The sequence below is a fragment of the Rhizobium sp. NLR8a genome (assembly GCF_019685235.1).
In the GTDB taxonomy this organism is placed as follows: domain Bacteria; phylum Pseudomonadota; class Alphaproteobacteria; order Rhizobiales; family Rhizobiaceae; genus Rhizobium.
This window is the reverse complement of sequence record NZ_JABDWI010000007.1, coordinates 173,092-194,263: the sequence shown is the minus strand read 5'-3', so window position 1 is coordinate 194,263 and position 21,172 is coordinate 173,092. Positions and strand designations below refer to the sequence as shown.

At 59.7% G+C, this 21,172-nt stretch carries 22 protein-coding genes; 11 read left to right on the top strand and 11 right to left on the bottom strand.

What is annotated here, in order from left to right; all coding sequences use genetic code 11:
- Positions 1–23: 23 nt before the first annotated feature.
- From tsf to HJC04_RS15255, 3 genes are all read right to left on the bottom strand, one after another.
- Positions 24–950 carry a translation elongation factor Ts gene (gene tsf / locus HJC04_RS15265; RefSeq protein ID WP_210631515.1) on the bottom strand — a complete coding sequence of 309 codons (927 nt, stop codon included), beginning with the start codon at positions 948–950 and terminating at the stop codon, positions 24–26.
- Between the two features lie 235 nt (positions 951–1,185).
- Positions 1,186–1,953 carry a 30S ribosomal protein S2 gene (rpsB, locus tag HJC04_RS15260; RefSeq protein WP_003573382.1) on the bottom strand — a complete coding sequence of 256 codons (768 nt, stop codon included), beginning with the start codon at positions 1,951–1,953 and terminating at the stop codon, positions 1,186–1,188.
- 294 nt (positions 1,954–2,247) lie between these two features.
- The gene (locus HJC04_RS15255; RefSeq protein ID WP_210631516.1) at positions 2,248–3,084 is read right to left on the bottom strand and encodes a cell envelope integrity EipB family protein; all 837 of its coding nucleotides are present in this window, start codon (positions 3,082–3,084) and stop codon (positions 2,248–2,250) included.
- Positions 3,085–3,220: 136 nt separating this feature from the next.
- Between HJC04_RS15255 and HJC04_RS15250 the strand changes: the two genes are divergently transcribed.
- The 4 genes from HJC04_RS15250 to HJC04_RS15235 all read left to right on the top strand — a co-directional run bounded on the left by HJC04_RS15250 (position 3,221) and on the right by HJC04_RS15235 (position 6,157).
- Positions 3,221–3,691 (top strand): RidA family protein, encoded by a 471-nt coding sequence (locus HJC04_RS15250; RefSeq protein WP_210631517.1) that lies wholly within the window; start codon positions 3,221–3,223, stop codon positions 3,689–3,691.
- Positions 3,688–4,407 carry a glycerophosphodiester phosphodiesterase gene (locus tag HJC04_RS15245; RefSeq protein WP_210631518.1) on the top strand — a complete coding sequence of 240 codons (720 nt, stop codon included), beginning with the start codon at positions 3,688–3,690 and terminating at the stop codon, positions 4,405–4,407. Before HJC04_RS15250 ends, HJC04_RS15245 begins: the two co-directional genes overlap by 4 nt.
- Before the next feature lie 80 nt (positions 4,408–4,487).
- Complete coding sequence (locus HJC04_RS15240) at positions 4,488–5,678, top strand: GNAT family N-acetyltransferase (protein WP_210631519.1); 1,191 nt, start codon at positions 4,488–4,490, stop codon at positions 5,676–5,678.
- A 53-nt stretch (positions 5,679–5,731) separates the two neighbouring features.
- Entirely contained in the window at positions 5,732–6,157 is a 426-nt protein-coding gene (locus HJC04_RS15235; protein ID WP_210631520.1) for an HIT family protein, read from the top strand.
- Between the two features lie 74 nt (positions 6,158–6,231).
- On the opposite strand, the gene clpA is transcribed toward HJC04_RS15235, so the two are convergent.
- From clpA to HJC04_RS15205, 6 genes are all read right to left on the bottom strand, one after another.
- Positions 6,232–8,721 (bottom strand): ATP-dependent Clp protease ATP-binding subunit ClpA, encoded by a 2,490-nt coding sequence (gene clpA, locus HJC04_RS15230; protein ID WP_210631521.1) that lies wholly within the window; start codon positions 8,719–8,721, stop codon positions 6,232–6,234.
- A gap of 10 nt (positions 8,722–8,731) precedes the next feature.
- Complete coding sequence (gene clpS / locus HJC04_RS15225; protein WP_008526939.1) at positions 8,732–9,085, bottom strand: ATP-dependent Clp protease adapter ClpS; 354 nt, start codon at positions 9,083–9,085, stop codon at positions 8,732–8,734.
- Between the two features lie 275 nt (positions 9,086–9,360).
- Positions 9,361–9,732, bottom strand: a complete 372-nt coding sequence (locus tag HJC04_RS15220) for a phasin family protein (protein ID WP_210631522.1) — start codon at positions 9,730–9,732, stop codon at positions 9,361–9,363.
- A 274-nt stretch (positions 9,733–10,006) separates the two neighbouring features.
- Positions 10,007–10,210 (bottom strand): DUF3126 family protein, encoded by a 204-nt coding sequence (locus tag HJC04_RS15215; protein ID WP_008526943.1) that lies wholly within the window; start codon positions 10,208–10,210, stop codon positions 10,007–10,009.
- Between the two features lie 137 nt (positions 10,211–10,347).
- Positions 10,348–11,181 carry a serine O-acetyltransferase gene (gene cysE, locus HJC04_RS15210; protein WP_064709189.1) on the bottom strand — a complete coding sequence of 278 codons (834 nt, stop codon included), beginning with the start codon at positions 11,179–11,181 and terminating at the stop codon, positions 10,348–10,350.
- Positions 11,182–11,309: 128 nt separating this feature from the next.
- A complete protein-coding gene (locus HJC04_RS15205; protein WP_221146562.1) occupies positions 11,310–12,095 on the bottom strand; it encodes an alpha/beta fold hydrolase in 786 nt (261 codons plus the stop codon).
- A 154-nt stretch (positions 12,096–12,249) separates the two neighbouring features.
- Between HJC04_RS15205 and HJC04_RS15200 the strand changes: the two genes are divergently transcribed.
- Positions 12,250–12,495, top strand: coding sequence for a zinc-finger domain-containing protein (locus HJC04_RS15200; RefSeq protein ID WP_092748325.1), 246 nt, complete (start codon positions 12,250–12,252; stop codon positions 12,493–12,495).
- 27 nt (positions 12,496–12,522) lie between these two features.
- Positions 12,523–13,704: an FAD-dependent monooxygenase gene (locus HJC04_RS15195; protein ID WP_221146561.1), complete on the top strand. Its 1,182-nt coding sequence runs from the start codon at positions 12,523–12,525 to the stop codon at positions 13,702–13,704.
- Between the two features lie 66 nt (positions 13,705–13,770).
- On the opposite strand, the gene HJC04_RS15190 is transcribed toward HJC04_RS15195, so the two are convergent.
- Entirely contained in the window at positions 13,771–14,961 is a 1,191-nt protein-coding gene (locus HJC04_RS15190) for a cystathionine beta-lyase (RefSeq protein ID WP_221146560.1), read from the bottom strand.
- A gap of 348 nt (positions 14,962–15,309) precedes the next feature.
- On the opposite strand from HJC04_RS15190, the gene HJC04_RS15185 reads away from it, so the two are divergent.
- From HJC04_RS15185 to HJC04_RS15165, 5 genes are all read left to right on the top strand, one after another.
- Complete coding sequence (locus HJC04_RS15185; protein WP_064802245.1) at positions 15,310–16,335, top strand: amino acid ABC transporter substrate-binding protein; 1,026 nt, start codon at positions 15,310–15,312, stop codon at positions 16,333–16,335.
- A gap of 94 nt (positions 16,336–16,429) precedes the next feature.
- Complete coding sequence (locus HJC04_RS15180; protein WP_210631526.1) at positions 16,430–17,632, top strand: amino acid ABC transporter permease; 1,203 nt, start codon at positions 16,430–16,432, stop codon at positions 17,630–17,632.
- A gap of 1 nt (position 17,633) precedes the next feature.
- The gene (locus HJC04_RS15175; RefSeq protein ID WP_210631527.1) at positions 17,634–18,779 is read left to right on the top strand and encodes an amino acid ABC transporter permease; all 1,146 of its coding nucleotides are present in this window, start codon (positions 17,634–17,636) and stop codon (positions 18,777–18,779) included.
- Positions 18,780–18,797: 18 nt separating this feature from the next.
- On the top strand, positions 18,798–19,571 hold the full coding sequence (locus HJC04_RS15170) for an amino acid ABC transporter ATP-binding protein (protein WP_038688615.1): 774 nt from the start codon (positions 18,798–18,800) through the stop codon (positions 19,569–19,571).
- 402 nt (positions 19,572–19,973) lie between these two features.
- Positions 19,974–20,285 carry a hypothetical protein gene (locus HJC04_RS15165; RefSeq protein ID WP_221146559.1) on the top strand — a complete coding sequence of 104 codons (312 nt, stop codon included), beginning with the start codon at positions 19,974–19,976 and terminating at the stop codon, positions 20,283–20,285.
- A 143-nt stretch (positions 20,286–20,428) separates the two neighbouring features.
- Here the strand turns inward: HJC04_RS15165 and HJC04_RS15160 are convergent, their stop codons facing one another.
- Positions 20,429–20,872: a hypothetical protein gene (locus HJC04_RS15160; RefSeq protein WP_259668876.1), complete on the bottom strand. Its 444-nt coding sequence runs from the start codon at positions 20,870–20,872 to the stop codon at positions 20,429–20,431.
- Positions 20,873–21,172 lie beyond the last annotated feature (300 nt).

Here is a 21,172-nt window from a genome sequence, read left to right as displayed (position 1 = left end):
TTTTCCCAATTATGGCTGAAAGATCAACCCTTGACGGCAGCCGCGACCTCAGCCGCGAAATCGGTCTCTTCCTTCTCGACGCCTTCGCCGAGCAGGAGACGTGCCATGCCGGCAACTTCGATCGGGGCGCCGACGGCCTTTTCAGCTTCCTTGATGGCGGCTGCGACGGTGAGATCGGGATTGATGACGAAAGACTGCGAGAGAAGAGCGACTTCCTCGAAGAACTTGCGCATGCGGCCTTCGACCATCTTTTCGATGATGTTGTCGGGTTTGCCCGAAGCGCGCGACTGCTCGATGAAGACGTTGCGCTCGCGTTCGGCGACGGCGGCATCGACCTCCTCCGGGCGGATCGCCAGCGGCGCGGTCGCAGCAATGTGCATGGCGACCTGGCGGCCGATTGCGTTCAGGGCTTCCTTGTCACCGGTCGACTTCAGCGCCACGAGAACGCCGAGCTTGCCAAGGCCGTCGGAAACCGCATTGTGGATATAGGTGGCGACGACGCCGTCCTCGACGGAGAGAGCGATCGAACGGCGCAGGTTCATGTTCTCGCCGATCGTTGCGATCGCATCCTTGATCGTGTCGGAAACGGACTTGCCGGATGCCGGGTACGTCGCAGCGCCGACGGCCTCGACAGTGCCGTTCGTCGAGACGGCGACCTTGGCGATGCCGCGGACGAGATCCTGGAAGGCATCATTACGGGCGACGAAGTCGGTTTCGGAGTTGACTTCGACGACGACGGCCTTCGTGCCTTCGCTCGAAACGCCGACGAGGCCTTCGGCGGCGGTACGGCCGGACTTCTTGTCAGCCTTGGCGATGCCCTTGGCGCGCAGCCAGTCGATCGCCGCTTCCATGTCGCCGCCGGTTTCAGCAAGAGCCTTCTTGCAGTCCATCATGCCTGCGCCGGTCTTTTCGCGCAGTTCCTTCACCATTGCAGCCGTAATCTCGCTCATTATCTTCCTCTTGTCGGTTCAAACGGTGGACCGCAAAGCGGCGCGGCACCGGATTGAGGCACGAAATGTACCTGTATGTATGACAGCGTGATGAAGACGCGCCATAACGAAACTTTACTGACGGAGCGCCTGACGCCTCCGCCTTGAAACAGGTAAGGCCGCCGAACTTCGATGAGTCGCGAGCGGCCTTCCCAGTCTGCAAGCTTTGACGGAGTTTTGTCTCCGCCCGCCTTCATCAGCCTTCGGCTGCTTCCTCGAGAGCCGGCTCGACCGGAACTTCGGAGGATGCGCCGAGATCACGGCCGGAAGAGCTCTGCTGGCGCGCAATGCCGTCGATGGCAGCGCGGGAGATCAGCTCGCAATACAGGGCGATGGCGCGCGATGCGTCGTCGTTGCCCGGGATCGGATAGTCGATCAGGTCCGGATCGCAGTTCGAATCGATGATGGCGACGACCGGGATGCCGAGGCGCTTGGCTTCGTCGATCGCGATCTTTTCCTTGTTGGTGTCGATGATGAACATCAGGTCGGGCGTGCCGCCCATATCGCGGATACCGCCGAGAGCCTTGTCGAGCTTTTCACGCTCGCGCTCGAGGTTCAGGCGTTCCTTCTTGGTGAAGCCCTGCGCTTCGCCATTGAGGATCTCGTCGAGCTTGCGCAGGCGCTGGATCGAGTTGGAGATCGTCTTCCAGTTCGTCATCATGCCGCCGAGCCAGCGCGAGTTGACGTAGTACTGGGCCGAGCGCTTGGCGCTGTCGGCGATGATCTCGGACGCCTGGCGCTTGGTGCCGACGAAGAGAACGCGGCCGCCGCGGGCGACGGTGTCGCTGACGACCTGGAGGGCGCGCGACAGCATCGGAACGGTCTGGGCCAGGTCGATGATGTGGATGTTGTTGCGATCGCCGAAGATATACGGCTTCATCTTCGGGTTCCAGCGATGGGTCTGGTGGCCGAAGTGGACGCCTGCTTCAAGAAGCTGACGCATAGAAAAATCAGGCAATGCCATGCCTTGTTACTCCTTTTCCGGTTGAACCTCCGCAAGACGAACAGCACCCTCTTCGAGAATGCCACCGGCGGAACAGCCCGGATTTCTCCCGGGCGATCCCATGCCTTACGTGTGGAATGCCGGTGCCCATACATTCGAATTGGCACGAAAGCAAGGCCCATGCTGGAAAAACCGATCCAACGCCCTATGCAGGACAACAATTGACGTCATCGCAGCGGAAGATCAGCTTGCTGACGGCACTTTGACCGTTGCTGATCGGCGAGCCCGGCGTTTTTCGATCGCTGGAGCTGCGGCCTACTTGCAGACCTCAGCCTTGTGATCGAGCAGCTCGAGCTTGGCAAGCTTCCCGGTCAGGACGAAATCGCCATAATCCATCGTCAGGTCGCGGGTGATGCCGTTCTCGTAGAGCTTGAACGACATGCGATAGACCGGCACCGAATCCGATTTTGCATTCTCGTTGAAATAGGCAATGGTCACCGGCCAGAAGGCTGTCTTCGAGAAGGCGCCGGCATTGCCGGCGTCGGCTTCCTCGGCAGCGGGCGTTTCCTGCTTGCCGACGATCGTCGTCGTCACCAGCGACTTGTCGCCGTCATCGGAACCGTCGAAAACGCGGGCTTCGAAGAAACGTTTTCCCTCCTTGGCGTTCTGGATCACATCGAGCATATGCTCTGTCGGAAAGCGGCTTTCGCCAAGCTGCAGCTCGCGGCTCGCGGGCTGCTTGAGATCGACCTTGACGCCATCGGCCTGATTTTCGGCCGCGCCGTTGACCTCCTTGTCGAGTTGGTCGTCGGTGAAGGATTTGGTGTCGAAGGTAAACTTGCGGTCCTTCAGGTTCTCGAAGGTCTTTGTCTGCTGATCGCTGACGCGCACGCTGTCGCCGGTATCGATCTGCGTCACGAAGCGGAAATTTGTAGTGAAGCCCTGGCAATAGCTGCCGTCGAATTCATAGACCATGCGGCCGTACATGGAGGCGATGCCGGAGCGGTCCGACGCGTCCTTCAATTCCAGATCGTAGACCGCGCGATGGGCGACGAGGCCGGTCGCGATCGCAGCACTTGCCGCAGGCGCAGCCGCCCATGCATGGGCGGAAAGGCCGGCGAGAAGCAGAGCGGCTAGACTCGATCGGAACATTCATTCACTCCTGTTGGACTCGGCCGCGATGTTATAAGAAAGCTTTCGGCCAAATCGAGGCTCGAAGCTGTCATATTAAAGATTCTAGTCTTGATGCATAATTTTTGAAACATTGACAACAAAAGCGGAGACGAAAATGTCCAATGAAATTGCTGCGCGCCTGAGCGAGATGGGGATAACCCTGCCTGAAGCTGCGGCACCTGCCGCAAACTACGTTCCGTATGTGATCAGCGGCAATCTTCTCTACATCTCCGGACAGCTGCCGCTCGAAGGGGGCAAGGTCGCGGTATCCGGCCATCTCGGCAAAACGGTCGACGTTGCGAGCGGCCAGCGTGGGGCCGAGCTCTGCGCCATCAACATCCTCGCCCAGGCCAAAGCTGCGCTCGGCGGCGACCTCGGCCGCATCCGGCGCGTCATCAAGCTGAACGGATTCGTCGCCTCGGCGCCCGACTTCATCGAGCAGCATCTCGTCATCAACGGCGCCTCGAACCTGATTGCCGGTGTGCTCGGCGAGGCCGGCAAACATGCGCGCGCCGCCGTCGGCATGGCCGCTCTGCCGCTCAACGCCGCCGTCGAGATCGACGCTATCATGGAAATCGCAGAATGACCAATGCGGACTGGATCAAGGACGTGCCGGTCGCCCATCGCGGCTATCACGACCTGAATAAGCTTGTCTGGGAAAATACGCTTTCGGCCTTCTCGCGCGCGGTCGAAGCCGGCTTTGCGATCGAATGCGACCTGCATTACGCCTCCGACGGCGTACCGATCATCTTTCATGACGAGGATCTTCAGCGTCTGTGCAATCTGAACGGCGACGTCCGCGAGCGCACCTCCAGGGAACTCGGGCTGATCGCCGTCGGCGGCACGGGCGACAAGGTGCCGACGCTCCGCCAGCTCCTAGACCTCGTCAAGGGCAAGGTGCCGCTGGTGCTGGAGCTGAAGGGCCGTGAGGCCGACGACGAGGGTTTTGCCGAATCCGTGCTCGAAGTACTCGAAGGCTATGAAGGCAAGGTGGCGCTGATGAGCTTCGACCATTGGCTGCTGCGCGATCTGAAGGCGCTTGATGCACCCTACCCGCTCGGATTGACGGCCGACGGCAATACGCCGGAGCAGTTCAGAACACATGCGCAGGCGATGGAGATCGGTTTGGATTTCATCTCCTATTATTATGGCGATCTGCCGAATGCCTTCATCACAGGCGAACGCGAAAAGGGCTTGCCTGTAATCACCTGGACGGTGCGTGACGAAGAGGCATGCCGGCGTACATTCCAAAACGCCGACCAGATGACCTTCGAAGGCTTCGATCCGCGCGAGGCCGTTTGATGCTCGCTTTTTGGCCAAGATCATGCGCAGACTGAGGTAGAGCCGAACCGTCCCCTCCCCACAGGCTTCGCATTTGCCCCATGACCGATGAACTATCCATTCGCGTAGAACGCTCCTTCACCGCGATTTCCCCGGAGAGCTGGTCCAGGCTTTCCGGGGCGTCGAAGACTTGCAGCACGCTTGCCTACAATCCCTTCGTCTCGCACGCTTTTTTATCGTCGCTGGAGGAATCCGGCTCGGCCGCCGCCGAAACCGGCTGGCTCGGCCATCACCTGCTGCTCGAAACCGATCGCGGCGAGCTGATCGGCGCCCTGCCCGGCTATCTCAAAAGCCACAGCCAAGGGGAATATGTCTTCGACCATGGCTGGGCCGACGCCTTCGAGCGGGCCGGCGGGCGCTATTATCCCAAGCTGCAGTGCTCGATCCCGTTCACGCCGGCGACGGGGCCGCGTCTTCTCGTCGCCGAAGGGCTGCAGCGATTGCCGATCCAGAGCGCGATCGCCGAAAGCCTGAAAGAGGTCGTGCGCCGGCTCGGTGTTTCCTCGGCCCATATTACCTTCGTCCCTGATGAAGAGATCGGCGTCTTCGAGATGGATGGCTATCTGCACCGCACCGACCAGCAGTTCCATTTCATCAATGACGGCTACGCCAATCACGACGAGTTTCTCGAAACGCTCGCTTCGCGCAAACGCAAAGCATTGCGCAAGGAGCGCCGCGCCGCGCTCGAGAACGGGATCAGCGTCGATTGGCTGACCGGCCGCGATCTGACGGAGCGGATCTGGGACCAGTTCTTCAAATTCTACATGGATACCGGCGGCCGCAAATGGGGCCGGCCCTATCTCACCCGCAAATTCTACTCGCTGATCGGCGAGCGCATGGCCGACGATATCTTGCTCGTCATGGCCAAGCGCGACGGGCGCTATATTGCCGGCGCGATCAATTTCATCGGCGGCGATACGCTCTACGGCCGTCACTGGGGCTGCATTGAGGACCACCCCTTCCTGCATTTCGAGGTCTGCTATCACCAGGCGATCGACTTCGCCCTGGCGAAAGGGTTGAAACGGGTCGAGGCCGGGGCGCAGGGCGAACATAAGCTCGCCCGCGGCTACCTGCCGGTGACGACGCACTCCGCTCATTATGTCGCTCATGCCGGACTGCGCCGCGCGATCGGCGATTATCTCGCGCGCGAGCGTGCCGATGTCGAACATATGAGCGAGGTGCTGGCCGAACACAGCCCCTTCCGCAAGGGTGAGCGTCAGCAGGAGGATTGACGCCGCCCCGCCGAGCGCGCTACCCGATCAATGGAACGTGAGGAGATTTCGCGATGACCAGCGCTTATGACGACAACAATATCTTCGCCAAGATCTTGCGCGGCGAAATTCCCTCGCACCGAATCTACGAGGACCAGCATACGCTCGCCTTCATGGATGTGATGCCGCAGGCGCCGGGCCACGTGCTCGTCGTTCCGAAGGCGCCTTCGCGCAATATCCTCGATGCCGATCCCGCCACCCTCGTCCATGCCATTACCGTCGTTCAAAAGGTCGCCCAGGCGGTTCAGGAAGTTTTCGACGCCGATGGCGTGTTCATCGCCCAGTTCAACGAACCGGCGGCTGGACAAACGGTGTTCCATCTGCATTTCCACATCATCCCCCGCCATGAGGGCGTGGCGCTCAAGCCGCATTCCGGCAAGATGGAAGACGGCGCGGTACTCGCCGCCAATGCCGAAAAAATCCGGGCGGCCCTGGCGTAACGCGGATCTCTGCCAACGAGGGAAACAAAAAAGGCCGCGGGTGACGCGGCCTTTTCCAATTCGATGACGAGCCCTCACTTCTTGCGCGGAACCTTGGGAACCGTGCTTCCCTTCTTCGGTGCGTCGCGGACTTCGGGCTCGGCCTGCGGGACCGTCTTGGCGCGGGTCTTGCGGGCCGTCTTCGTCTTCAGCTCGCCATCATCCTCGTCGTCAGCTTCGGGATGCACGACCTCGGCCTCGGGTTTCGGCTTGATCGGCGCCGTATCCGGAATGGCTTCCAGCAGAATGCCGGGCTTGCCATCTTCCTTCGGGCCGACGGTGACGTTGACGACGCCGCCCTTCTTCAGCTTGCCGAAGAGGATTTCGTTGGCGAGCGGCTTCTTGATCGTGTCCTGGATCACCCGGGCCAGCGGGCGGGCGCCCATCTTCTCGTCGTAACCCTTTTCTGCAAGCCAGGCGATCGCATCCTCATGCAGGTCGAAGGTGACGTTCCTTTCGGAAAGCTGGGCCTCCAGCTGCATGATGAACTTCTGAACGACCTTGTGAATGACAGCCGTCGGCAGCGCCGCGAAGGGAATGATCGCGTCGAGACGGTTGCGGAATTCCGGCGTGAAGAGACGGGTCAGCGCCTCCTCGTCCTCGCCAGTGCGCTTGGACGAACCGAAGCCGATCGCCGCCTTGGCCATTTCGGAGGCGCCCGCATTCGTCGTCATGATCAGGATGACGTTGCGGAAGTCGATCTTCTTGCCATTATGGTCGGTCAGCGTGCCATGGTCCATGACCTGCAGCAGGATGTTGTAGATATCCGGATGCGCCTTCTCGATTTCGTCGAGCAGGACCACGCAATGCGGATGCTGGTCGACGCCATCGGTCAAGAGGCCACCCTGGTCGAAGCCGACATAGCCGGGAGGTGCGCCGAGCAGACGCGAAACCGTGTGCCGCTCCATATATTCCGACATGTCGAAGCGCAGGAGCTCGACGCCGAGCGACGCTGCCAGCTGCTTTGCCACCTCGGTCTTGCCGACGCCGGTCGGACCGGAGAAGACATAGGCGCCGATCGGCTTGTTCGGCTCGCGAAGGCCGGCACGCGCCAGCTTGATCGAGGTCGAAAGAGCTTCGATCGCGATGTCCTGTCCGTAGACCACCGAACGCAGTTCCTGCTCGAGATTGGCAAGCACCGCCTCGTCGTCCTTGGAGACAGTCTTCGGCGGAATGCGCGCCATCGTGGCGACGGTCGCCTCGATCTCCTTCTCGGTGATCAGCTTGCGGCGCTTTGACGGCGGCAGCAGCATTTGGGCCGCACCCGTTTCGTCGATCACGTCGATCGCCTTATCGGGCAACTTGCGGTCGGAGATGTAGCGGGCCGACAGTTCGACGGCCGACTTGATGGCGTCGTTCGAATAACGCAGATGATGATACTCTTCGAAATAGGGCTTCAGGCCCTTCATGATCTCGATCGCGTCATCGATCGACGGTTCGCTGACGTCGATCTTCTGGAAACGACGGACCAGCGCCCGGTCCTTCTCGAAGAACTGGCGATATTCCTTGTAGGTGGTCGAACCGATGCAGCGGATGGCGCCGGATGACAGCGCGGGCTTCAGCAAGTTCGATGCATCCATCGCCCCGCCTGAGGTGGCGCCGGCGCCGATCACCGTATGGATTTCGTCGATGAAGAGGACGGCGCCCGGATATTCTTCCAGCTCCTTGACGACCTGCTTCAGACGTTCCTCGAAGTCGCCACGGTAGCGTGTGCCGGCAAGCAGCGTGCCCATATCGAGCGAGAAGATCGTCGCATCGGCGAGCGCCTCGGGAACCTTCCCTTCGACGATGCGCTTGGCAAGACCTTCGGCTATCGCCGTCTTGCCGACGCCGGGATCACCGACATAGAGCGGGTTGTTCTTCGAACGACGGCACAGGATCTGGATGGTGCGGTTGACCTCGGCATGACGGCCGATCAGCGGATCGATCTTGCCGCCCTTGGCCTTCTCGTTGAGATTGACGCAGTAGGCCTTGAGCGCATCCTGCTGCTTTTTGGGACCGCCCTCTTCCTCGCCGCCGCGCGCCGTCGGCTTGCTCTCGGCCTCCTCCTCGGCGCCGCGCGGAGTGCGGGTCTCCGACGCGCCTGGCCGCTTGCCGATGCCGTGGGAGATGTAGTTGACGGCATCGTAGCGGGTCATCTCCTGTTCCTGCAGGAAATAGGCGGCATGGCTTTCGCGCTCGGCGAAGATCGCAACGAGCACGTTGGCGCCGGTCACTTCCTCGCGACCGGACGATTGTACATGGATGACGGCCCGCTGGATGACACGTTGGAAGCCGGAGGTCGGCTTCGAATCCTCGTCGTAACCCGTGATCAGATTGGACAGTTCGTTATCGACATATTCGACGAGCGTCTTGCGCAGCGCGTCGAGATCGACATTGCACGCGCCCATGACCGCGGCCGCATCGGCATCATCGATCAGTGCGAGCAGCAGATGCTCGAGCGTCGCATATTCATGATGCCGCTCGTTGGCAAAGGTCAGTGCCTGATGGAGCGCCTTCTCTAAGCTAGGCGAAAATGTTGGCACGTTGAGATCCTCACTTCTTTTCCATGACGCATTGCAGCGGATGCTGGTGCTGCCGGGCGAAGTCCATCACCTGGCTGACCTTCGTTTCCGCCACCTCGTATGTGAATATTCCGCACTCGCCGACGCCGTGATTGTGGACATGGAGCATGATGCGGGTGGCACTTTCACGGTCCTTCTGAAAAAAACGCTCCAGAATATGAATGACGAATTCCATTGGCGTATAATCGTCATTCAAAAGCAGCACGCGATAGAGGTTGGGCTTCTTGGTCTTCGGCTTGGTGCGCGTGATGACCGAGGTTCCGCGATTTCCGTTATCCCCGTTCCTTTCGCTGTCGTTCTGCATCCGGATCGGCTTTGCGATCATTGTCATTCATTCCTCGATCAATCCGGCGGAGCATGGGAGGGCGCTTTTCCCGCCGAATATCTGAAACACTAACTTAGTTCATAATAGGCCGATTTTAAGCCCCCTGTCAGACACTGCAATCAAGAAATGCCGGCATGCACGGGAAAGACCAAAAAAGTCCCCGGCCTGTCGAATGTGAAGGTTGCAGCGAAAGAGGAAACAAAAAGACCGGCCACAAATGTGTAGCCGGTCCTCGATTTTCAATATGCAGCGCAGGTTGCGCCGTTAAGATCAGTTCACGCAGCGGCAGGCGCAGCCGGCTGCGCCGACTTGGTGGTCTTGACGACGGCAGCGGCAATCGGAGCCTCGTAGGGCTTGTAGGCCGACTTGGCGAGGTCGGCGTACATTTCGCCGAGCTTGGTCGTTTCGGAGACGAAGCTCTCATAGGCAGATTTGACATAGCTGGTCTGCAGCTCGAAGACGGCCTCGAAGCTCTTGGCGCCGGCGAGGGTTTCGAAGTGTGTCACCGCATCCTGAAAGGATTTCTTCGAATATTCAGCGGCTTCGGCAGCGATCGCCTGAAAGCCCTTGGCCGTGTCGGAATAAGTTCTCAGCGCCGTGTCGACGGCTTCCTTGCTCTTCCTGTTTGCATCGTCAAAGTTGAACATGAGCCATCCTCCGTTTGGGCTGTTAGTGCCGGCAGGGTAGCTGCAACGCACAAATAGTCAAGTAGTCTTGTGCGACGCAAAACATCTATAGGTTGCGCTACGGAGACAAAACAAAGCAAGCGCGCCGGTGAACGTACGTCTTTAACGGTTTTTGCTAATATATAGCACAATGCTACAACCATGCGTTTTAAAGAAATTTTGATTCGACAGCAAAAAAACAAAAAAAGACCGGGCGGATGGCGCCGCCCGGTCCACTTCAAGCTCTCACGCGCGATTAAAGATCGACGTCGAGGATCGCCATCGAAAAGTTGTAAGAGCGGTCGCCGTCTTCGTCATCGACATAGACGACGCCCAGAAATTCTTCGCCCAGATAGACTTCCGCAGAATCATTCTTGCGCGGACGCGCCTTGACGACGATCTGCGGGTTGAGCGTACGTTTGAAGTAGGCGTCGAGCTTCTTGATTTCTTCTGGCTTCACTCTGTCATCTCCGTAAGCGGTCTTGATTGGCCGCTTCTTGCACACGAAAAGCAGCGGTGTAAAGGCAAGGTTGCCACTTGGCGACGACTGTCCCCGCCCGGTGCCCGCCGACCTTCCCTCATCCCTTTATCTAGCGCTCAGATATCGGCGCCAATCACCTGATCCATATTGCGCGACGGCTCGGAACAACCGGCCTCGCCGACGACCTTGGCCGGAACGCCTGCGACCGTCTTCTTCGGCGGCACTGCTTTCAGCACCACGGAACCTGCGGCAACGCGCGAGCAGTAACCGATCTCGATATTGCCGAGGATCTTCGCGCCGGCGCCGATCATGACGCCGCTGCCGATCTTTGGGTGGCGATCGGCGCCCTCTTTGCCGGTGCCGCCGAGCGTCACACCATGCAGGATCGAAACATTGTCGCCGATGACGGCCGTCTCGCCGACGACGAGGCCGGTGGCGTGGTCAAGGAAGATGCCCTTGCCGATACGCGCGGCCGGATTGATGTCGGTCTGGAAGACGCTGGAGGAACGGCTCTGCAGATAGAGCGCAAAATCACGCCGACCGCGGTTCAGCAGCCAGTGGGCCAGACGATGGGTCTGCAGCGCATGGAAACCTTTGAAATAAAGCACCGCCTCCATGAAGCGCAGGCAGGCGGGATCGCGGTCGTAGATGGCCTGGATGTCGACGCGAAGAATGGAGCTCCACTCCGGCCAGTCGAGCAGCATTTCCTCGAAGGTCTGACGCAGCAGGTTCGCCTGCATATCTGGATGGTCGAGACGTTCGCAGATGCGGTGGATGACGCATTCCTCAAGCGAATGGTAATTGATGACCGTCGAGTAGAGAAAGGCGGCAAGAACCGGGTCTTTTTCGGCCGCGATCCGAGCTTCCTCGCGCAGGCTGTCCCAGATGGGATCCATCACCTTCAGCGGATGGCCTGTCTCAAAAGCACGAATATCTGTCTTGGCGACCATCGCCGCTCTCCTCGTTGCCAGCCGGAATGCCGTTTTCGGAATGCCCATATATAGTGGAAAACGCCCATAACATAAATGGGTGCCGTCACCATGGTTTTTTAGCATGGTTTTTCGGCATCACGATGATGTCACCCCTCAGCGACCCTTGCGTAGAAGGCCAGCACCGCCTGCTTGAAAACCTTGTCGCCGACGGCGAGCATGTGATCACGGCCGGGAATATCGAGCGCTTCGGCCTCGGGCATCAGGGCAGCCAACTCCTGCGGAGAGCCGGCAATATCGTCCTTGGTGCCGACACCGATCAGGGTTGGCATGTCGAGCTTGCCCATATCGGAGCGAGCGACAAGGTCGCGCGAGCCGCGTATGCAGGCGGCGAGCGCAGTACGGTCGCTCTTCGTCTGCTCGGCGAAGGCGCGGAACATGCGGCCGCGGTCATGCGTCACGACCTCCAGCGACGGAGCCAGCAACGCATCGGCGATCGGGTCCCAGTCGCCGACCCCATCGGTCATGCCGATGCCGAGACCGCCGAGCACCAGCGAGCGGATGCGATGGGGATTGGCGAGTGCCGCAAAGACGGAGATGCGCGCGCCCATCGAATAGCCCATGAGATTGGCCTCGGGAATACCGAGATGGTCAAGCAAGGCGATCGCATCGCCGGCCATGACCCAGGGGCGATAGGCTTCGGCGTCGTGCGGCTTGTCGCTTGCGCCATGGCCGCGATTGTCGATGGCGACGACCCGGTAGCCGGCATCGCCTAACGTCTTCAGCCAGCCCGGATGCACCCAGTTGACGTTGGCCGTCGAGGCAAAGCCATGGATCAGCAAGACAGGCGAGCCGGAAGGATCGCCCTCGTCGAAAAAAGCGATGTTCAATCCGTCATGGGTGAAGCTTGAAAATGCAGGTATATTCAGGTTCATCGGGCCTTCCTTCTGGCGCGACCATAGTCGAGCCGCCTCTCGGCGGGAAGCCAGAATGTGGGTAAAAACTGTGCCCGGCGCAGCGCTTTGGCTCTACACATTTGCGGCGAAGGCTTATAAGGTTCGCGCACTTTCAAAGCATTCGGAGAGCGACATGGCCGGCCACAACATTCCCCACTTCCAGAACGACGGCGGTCACCGCGTCATCGAAGTCGGCGTCAAGGAATTCATGTGCACCGGCGCTTCGGTGCCTTTCGACCATCCGCATATCTTCATCGACATGGGCGACGACAATGAAAAGGTCTGTTCCTATTGCTCGACGCTTTACCGTTATAATTCTTCTCTCAAACCGAGCCAGACCAATCCGGCCGGCTGCGTTTTCCACGTGAAGGCGGCGTAACCGTCCAGAATTCGGATCGGACTGATAATGCCGGTCGAACATGCCGCCATCATCGGCGCCGGCATTGCCGGGCTGACCGCTGCGCTTGCGCTTTCGCGGCGGGGCATCAGCTCGGAGATTTTCGAGCAGGCGGATGAGCTTGTCGAAGTCGGCGCCGGCTTGCAGGTTTCGCCGAACGCCTCCCGCATCCTGGCAGAACTCGGTGTCCTCGAGGGACTTTCAAAAGTCTGGCTCGAACCGGAGACGATCCGGCTGATGTCAGGCGCTTCGCTGCGCCAACTTGCGGCTGTACCGGCCGGCAAATTCGCGCGGCAGCGCTGGGGGGCACCCTATGGCGTGCTGCACCGCGCCACATTGCAGAATGCGCTCCTCACCGCGGTCGAGGCCGATCCGCTCTGCCGGCTTCATCTTGGTGTGCGAATGGATTCGAATTCGCCGCCCGTCGAGCGGGCCGCCGATGTCGTCATCGGCGCGGACGGCGTCTGGTCGAAGCTCCGGCAATCCGTACCCGGCAGCCCCTTGCCGCGTTTTTCCGGCAACATCGCCTACCGCTTCACTCTTGCCGAAGGCGAGGCGCCGGGCTTTCTCGACCGGACAAGCGTTTCGGCTTTCCTTGGCGGATCGGCGCATCTCGTCTGCTATCCGCTGAAGGAGACGGGCAGCATCAACATGGTGGCGATCACCGCGGGCAATACCGCGCCACAGGCCTGGCGAAACGAGCCGACGGCAGAGCAGTGCGCGCGGCTCCGGGCGCAGCTTTCCGGCTGGAACACCGCGATCGTGTCGCTGCTCGAAAAACAGCCGAAGCTGACGTTCTGGCCGCTCTTCGAAACCACATCGGGCGCGTGGCAGGACGGCCGAAGGACGGTTCTGATCGGCGACGCCGCGCATGCGATGATGCCCTTTGCCGCTCAGGGAGCGGCCATGGCGATCGAAGACGCCTACGAACTTGCCACTTTTCTCTCGAACCGCCCGGCGGCGGAGGCCCTGGGCCTCTTTGAGAGGCATCGTATGCCGCGCATTGCAAAGCTTCGCCAGCGCGGCGCCTTCAACAAATTTGCCTATCATGCGAAGGGGCCGATCCGGATCGGCCGCGACCTGGTGCTCGGCCTGAAGTCGCCGCAAAGCCTGGCGGCCGATCTCGATTGGATCTATGGCTACCGGGCTCATAGCACGCTGTCTGGCGCCGCAAGCGGCCGCAGCGCCTAAAGCGCGCGTCGCGATCTTTCAGATCCGCTCCTTGCGCTTTAGGTGTTTGTTTTACGCCGCAATGGCTCAGACGGCGCTTGCCGCCGCAAAACCCCGTTCGATATCGGCCTTCAGGTCGGCCACGTCTTCAAGGCCGATCTGCAGCCGGATGACGGGCCCCTCCTTCGGGGCCTTCGCGATCTTGCGGTCGTTCAGATTGGCGTGCAGCGCGAGGCTTTCAAAGCCGCCCCAGGAATAGCCGAGACCGAAAATCCTCAGCGCGTCGAGGAAGGCATGGGCCTTCGCCTTGAATTTCTCGGGGCTCTCAGCGGCAAGCACGAAGGAAAAGATACCGCTGGCGCCCTTGAAATCGCGCTTCCAGATAGTATGAGAGGGAAAGCTCGGCAGCGCCGGATGCAGCACGCGGGCGACATCCTCCCTGCCCTCCAGCCATTCGGCGATATCAAGGGCGCTTTCATAATGGCGCTCGAGGCGCAGGCCCATGCTGCGCAATCCGCGCAGGATCTGATAGGCATCGTCGGGCGCGCCGCAGATGCCGAGGGCGCCGTTCGTCTCCTTGAGACGCTCCCAGTGCTTGCCATTGGCCGATACCGTTCCGAGCAGGATATCGGAATGGCCGGACGGATATTTCGTCGCCGCGTGGATGGAGATATCGACGCCGTGATCGAGCGGCCTGAAATAGAGCGGCGTTGCCCAGGTATTGTCCATCATGACGACGGCGCCGAGACGATGCGCGACGGCCGCGATTGCCGGGATATCCTGCATTTCGAAGGTATTGGAGCCGGGAGCCTCGGTATGGACGATCTTGGTGTTCGGCCGGAACAGCGCCTCGATGCCGGCGCCGATCGCGGGATCATAATATTCCACCTCGACGCCGAGCCGCTTCAGCATCGTATCGCAGAAATGGCGGGTCGGGCCATAAACCGAATCGACGACCAGCGCGTGATCGCCGGCGGCGCTGAACCCGAGGAACGGAATGGTGACCGCTGCCAGCCCCGAGGGAACGAGGATCGTGCCGGCCGAACCTTCGAGCGCGTCGATCGCTTCGCAGAGCGCGTCCGTCGTCGGCGTACCGCGCGTTCCATAGGTATATTTCTGCGAGCGCGTGTCCATCGTCGCCGCATTCGGAAACAGGACCGTCGAGGCATGCACGACCGGCGGATTGACGAAGCCGTGATAGTCGAAGGGGTCGTTGCCGATATGGGTCAGGCGGGTATTGATGCCGGCGGTCTGCAGCAAGCTGTCTTTGTCTTTCATGTCGGAAAAAGCCTTTGGCGGGGGGCGCAAAATCAGACTTTTGGACCCCTCGACCGGCCTGGTCAACCCCTCGAAGAGGGGGACAGCTGTCGCTGGGTTTTTCTAAATTCGCGTTATTTTTCCGCAATAGGGCGCTCATTTCCTAGCCAACCGCCTTCGAATGTGGCGCAATCCGGCAAAATGCTGAATTTTGCCGCAATTATTGATCGCGACACTTGACCATGGTGACATTTGCGACTGTGATAGGGTACTCGCGCCGGGAGGGTGTCGAGACGATGGGGGTGGCAGAGTTTTCCGCCGGAACGCCCCACAAGAAAATATAATACAACGGAAAAGGTTGGGAAAAAAATGAAGAACAAGCTTCTGTCCGCCGCGATCGGCGCAGCAGTTTTCGCTCTTGGCGCCTCGGCTGCTTCGGCCACGACTCTCGGTGATGTAAAGGCCAAGGGTTTCATTCAGTGCGGCGTCAACACCGGCCTCGCCGGCTTCGCCGCGCCTGACGCTTCCGGCAACTGGGCGGGCTTCGACGTCGACTTCTGCAAGGCTGTCGCTTCGGCCGTGTTCGGCGACCCTACCAAGGTGAAGTTCACCCCGCTCAGCGCCGCCAATCGCTTCCCTGCCCTGCAGTCGGGCGAAATCGACGTGCTCGCCCGAAATACGACCTGGTCGATCAACCGCGATACGGCACTCGGCCTGAACTTCCGTTTCGTCAACTATTATGACGGCCAGGGCTTCATGGTCCGCAAGAGCCTCAACGTGAAGTCGGCATTGGAACTCTCCGGCGCGTCCGTGTGCGTCCAGTCGGGCACGACCACCGAGCTCAACCTCGCCGACTATTTCAAGGCGAACAACCTTCAGTACAATCCGGTCGTCTTCGAAAAGCTGGACGAGGTCAACGCCGCCTATGATGCCGGCCGTTGCGACGTCTACACCACCGACCAGTCCGGTCTCTATTCGCTGCGCCTGACGCTGAAGAATCCGGACGAACACGCGATCCTGCCGGAAATCATCTCCAAGGAACCGCTCGCCCCGGCCGTTCGTCAAGGTGACGACCAGTGGTTCGATATCGTCAGCTGGGTCGGCTATGCCATGATCAATGCTGAAGAATTCGGCATCACCCAGGCCAATGTCGACGACATGAAGAACTCGCCGAACCCTGACATCAAGCGCTTCCTCGGCGTCGAGGCGGATACCAAGATCGGCACCGATCTCGGCCTGACCAACGACTGGGCTTACAACATCGTAAAGAACGTCGGCAATTACGGCGAAGTCTTCGAGCGCAACATCGGCCAGGGCAGCCCGCTCAAGATCGCGCGCGGTCTCAACGCCCTGTGGAACAAGGGCGGCATTCAGTACGCTCCGCCGGTTCGCTGAGCGCGTCACGTATGACGACGGAAAGGCGGGCGACCGCCTTTCCTCCTCCAATAAAAAAGCTCCGAAAAGGAGCATAATGGGGAATTGGCCAAGCATGACGCACCAGGCTTTGGATTCAACACGTTTATCCAGAGGCGGCTGGAGCTTTCAGTCCGCGCTCTACGACCCGACAATTCGGGGCATTTTCTTCCAGGTTCTCACCATCGTCCTGCTGGTCGTCTTCGTCTGGTGGGTTGCGCACAACACTGCCGTCAATCTGGCGCGCGCCAACATCGCGTCGGGCTTCGGCTTTCTGAACGGCCGTGCCGGCTTCGAGGTCGGTCAGTCGCTGATCGCCTATTCGAGTGATTCGACCTACGGCCGCGCGCTGGTCGTCGGCCTTCTGAATACAATCCTGATCGCCGTTACCGGCATCATCACCGCCACCATCATCGGCTTCATCATTGGCATCGGCCGCCTGTCGAGGAACTGGCTGATTGCCAAGCTGTGCACGGTTTATGTCGAAGTCTTCCGCAACATCCCGCCGCTGCTTGTCATCTTCTTCTGGTATTCGGGCGTTCTGGCGGTTCTGCCGAATGCGCGCGAGTCGCTGCATCTGCCGCTCGGAGCGTATTTGAACAACCGTGGCCTTTCCTTTCCCAAACCGATTTTCGGCGAGACTTTCTGGCTCGTCGGCGTCGCCTTCGTCGTCGCGATCATCGCCGTTATCGTCACGGCCCGATGGGCGCATCGCCGGCAGGCGGCGACAGGTCAGCCGTTCCATACGATCTGGGCTTCGCTCGGGCTGCTGGTCGGCCTGCCGCTTATCGTCTTCCTGGTCGCAGGCGCGCCGCTTTCCTTCGACTATCCGATCGCGGGCAAGTTCAACCTCACCGGCGGCTCCGTCGTCGGGCCGGAATTCATGTCGCTCTTCCTTGCACTTTCCTTCTACACCGCTGCCTTCATCGCTGAAATCGTGCGCGCAGGCATTCGCGGCGTGCCGAAGGGACAGACGGAAGCTGCAGGCGCACTCGGGCTTCACCCCTCGTCGATCACCCGGCTGGTCGTCATTCCGCAGGCCTTCCGCATCATCATTCCGCCGCTGAGCAGCCAGTATCTCAATCTGACCAAGAACTCGTCGCTGGCGATCGCCATCGGTTTTGCCGATCTGGTCGCCGTCGGTAGCACGACGCTGAACCAGACAGGTCAGGCTGTCGAGGTGATCCTCATCTGGATGGTCATTTACCTCAGCCTCAGTGTCGTCACTTCGCTGTTAATGAACTGGTTCAATGCCAAGATGGCGCTGGTGGAGAGGTAAGATGAGCAACGCTTTCGTCAGAACCGCCATACTGGCGCCGGAGCCGCCGCCCTCAGCAGAGAAAGGCCCGGTCGCTTGGATTCGCCGCAACCTGCTTGCGACGCCCAAGGACATCGTCCTTACCATCCTGGCGCTGGTCTTCGTCGTTTGGGCCCTCCTGCACGCGCTCGACTGGCTCTTCGTGCAGGCGGTTTGGAGCGGTCCGGACCGCACCTTCTGCGCCACTGCCGTACAGGGTGGCATCCAGCCGGATGGCTGGAGCGGTGCATGCTGGGCCTTCGTCAACGCCAAATTCGACCAGTTCATCTTTGGACGCTATCCGCTCGACGAGCGCTGGCGCCCGACGCTGGTCGGTATTCTTTTCGTACTCCTGTTGGTGCCGATGCTCATCCCCTCGGCGCCGCGCAAGGGCGTCAACGCCCTCCTGCTCTTCGGCGTTCTTCCGATCGTTTCCTTCTTTCTGCTTTACGGCGGATTTGGTCTGGAAATCGTCGAGACCCCACTCTGGGGCGGGCTGCTGGTGACGCTGGTGCTCTCTTTTGTCGGCATCGCCGTCTCCTTCCCGCTCGGCATCATCCTGGCGCTGGGAAGGCGCTCGCAGATGCCGGTCATCCGGACGTTCTGCGTCGTTTTCATCGAAGTCGTCCGCGGCGTGCCGCTGATAACGGTCCTGTTCATGGCGAGCGTCATGCTGCCGCTTTTCCTGCCGGCCGGCTGGACCGTGGACAAGCTGTTGCGCGCGATCATCGGGGTATCGATCTTCGCCTCCGCCTATATGGCGGAAGTCATCCGCGGCGGCCTGCAGGCTATTCCCAAGGGCCAGTTCGAGGGGGCGGATTCGCTCGGGTTGGGCTACTGGCAGAAGATGCGGTTGGTCATCATGCCGCAGGCAATCAAGCTGGTGATCCCTGGCATCGTCAACACCTTCATCGGCATGTTCAAGGACACATCGCTGGTGTCGATCATCAGCATGTTCGACCTTCTCGGCATCGTTCGCCTCAACTTCGTCGATCCGAATTGGGCAACCGCAGTAACGCCGCTCACGGGGTTGATATTCGCCGGATTCGCCTTCTGGCTTTTCTGCTTCGGCATGTCGCGCTATTCAGCATTCATCGAACGTCACCTCGACACCGGCCACAAACGATAAAAATGAGGGAAAATAATCATGGCTGAAGCTCCAGCGAAAAAGCTCACCGTTTCCGCAACGGAAGTGGCGATCGAAATCATCAACATGAACAAGTGGTACGGCGATTTCCACGTGCTGCGCGACATCAACCTGAAGGTCATGCGCGGCGAACGCATCGTCATCGCCGGGCCGTCCGGCTCGGGCAAGTCGACGATGATCCGCTGCATCAACCGTCTCGAAGAGCACCAGAAAGGCCAGATCATCGTCGATGGCACCGAGCTCACCAACGATTTGAAGAAGATCGACGAAGTGCGGCGCGAGGTCGGCATGGTGTTCCAGCACTTCAACCTCTTCCCGCACCTGACGATCCTCGAAAATTGCACACTGGCTCCGATCTGGGTGCGCAAGATGCCGAAGAAGCAGGCGGAAGAAATCGCCATGCATTTCCTGAAGCGGGTCAAGATCCCGGAGCAGGCCAATAAATATCCGGGCCAGCTTTCCGGCGGGCAGCAGCAGCGCGTGGCGATCGCCCGGTCGCTGTGCATGAACCCCAAGATCATGCTGTTCGACGAGCCGACTTCGGCGCTCGATCCCGAAATGATCAAGGAAGTGCTGGACACCATGGTCGGCCTCGCGGAAGAAGGGATGACCATGCTCTGCGTCACCCACGAAATGGGTTTTGCCCGCCAGGTCGCCAACCGCGTCATCTTCATGGATCAGGGCCAGATCGTCGAGCAGAACTCGCCGGCCGAATTCTTCGACAATCCGCAGCACGAGCGCACCAAGCTGTTCCTCAGCCAGATCCTGCACTGACCCCCGAACGCTGAACATGAAAGACCCGCCGCACCCCCTTCGGGTTCGGCGGGTCTTTCATGTTCAGCGGGCGGCGGTCGCCTGCAACAGACTGCAGATGCGGGTAGGACGGAATCGCCGCCGCTCAGCGGAAGGTGCCGCCCGATTTCCTGGATTGAGTCATTAAGAGAATGGATGCCCGCCGCCACGCTCGGTGGTCCCGGCCATGCCTAGAGCGGTTCAGCTTTTTCATGGAAGCGCAGAACTGCTTAAGTTCTTGTTTTTACGCAATTCCTGACGGAAAGCCGTTTCCCGCTTTTTCTAGAATTGCTCTGACAGCCCATCCCTCTTGCCCGCAGGCGTTGAAACAAATAACCTCCCGCTCGATTACTTCGATGATCAACCATAGGAGAACTAAACCCAATGAGATTGATGGCAGTCGTTGGCGTTGCACTTAGCCTGGGCTGTATTTCGGCCGCAGAATCTCCTTCAAACTATCAATCCTACAGCGGCATTCGGGTCGACACAGACCCTGCCCTCCTCTCTCGATACGACATAGCTCTTAGGTGGTGCGTGCCGGAGGCGGGCTCATGGCGACGCGGGTCGCCGGATCCGCAGAGCCTGCATTATAACGCGGCGCTCAGAAATTGCCTCTACAGGCGCGGCATTGTCGATAGAGGCGTCTACGCTTACCCCATCCCCAAGATTTATTTCGATCATTTTTTGGATCGCTGAGAAGAACCGAACGGATGTAGTCTGCCATAGAACTTCAAAAGCCAGGAACATAAGCACGGCTGTATTGGCGTGGCTTGTCGACGGCGGCGGCCGCATATCAGCTTTTGGCGGCTGTCGGATGGCCGGCCGTTGCCGTCCGGCAATTACCACAGGGATGACGGAAGCTGCAGCGCTGCTTTCAGGGCAACGCGGACCTCAACCGACGGTCGACACCGCCTGTACTTCATGTCATCTCGAACTTCGTAGAACTTGTCGCCGTCGATATAGATAAAATGGCAGCTTGGCTTTTCGCCTTTGCCGGCTGAACAGGCCTTATCGCCTTTGAAGGTGAGTTTCGTTTTCACGTCGATCATTTTGCCGGCGACATCGGCCCTGCCGGTCGTAGTCCCCTTCTTCCAACTCCAAACGAGTTCGGCGGTTACAGGTTTTTTCAGATCGAGAATTTCTACTTCCACCTGCTTGCCGTCAGCGAAAGCTTTGAACTCGTCCATTGTGGCCTTTTTTGCCCCCGCAGGAAGATCAACGGCGTAGGCATTCATTGCATATAGAAATGCAGCAGCGCTTATGCTCGGGAAGATCGCTCTCATACTCTCCCACTAAGAATTGCCAGGGAGGGTACACGCCCTCTACAGCAGCCAAATCCTACCTATTGTAGCTATGAAACAGTATAGCGCAGGTTGAACATATGTAATCCTACGACATTTCAACTTTTCGGCGACATCCTCAGAATTTCTGTCTTTGTATTGGCTGCGTCGCACCACACGAAATAAACCTCTTGCGACGATTACTGGACAGTCTTGGACAATATTATTCGCGTCCGCGATGTATCAAAGATGATCTCCATGGAACTGCTTGCCGCCTGCATGACGACATGACAGCCAACCGAA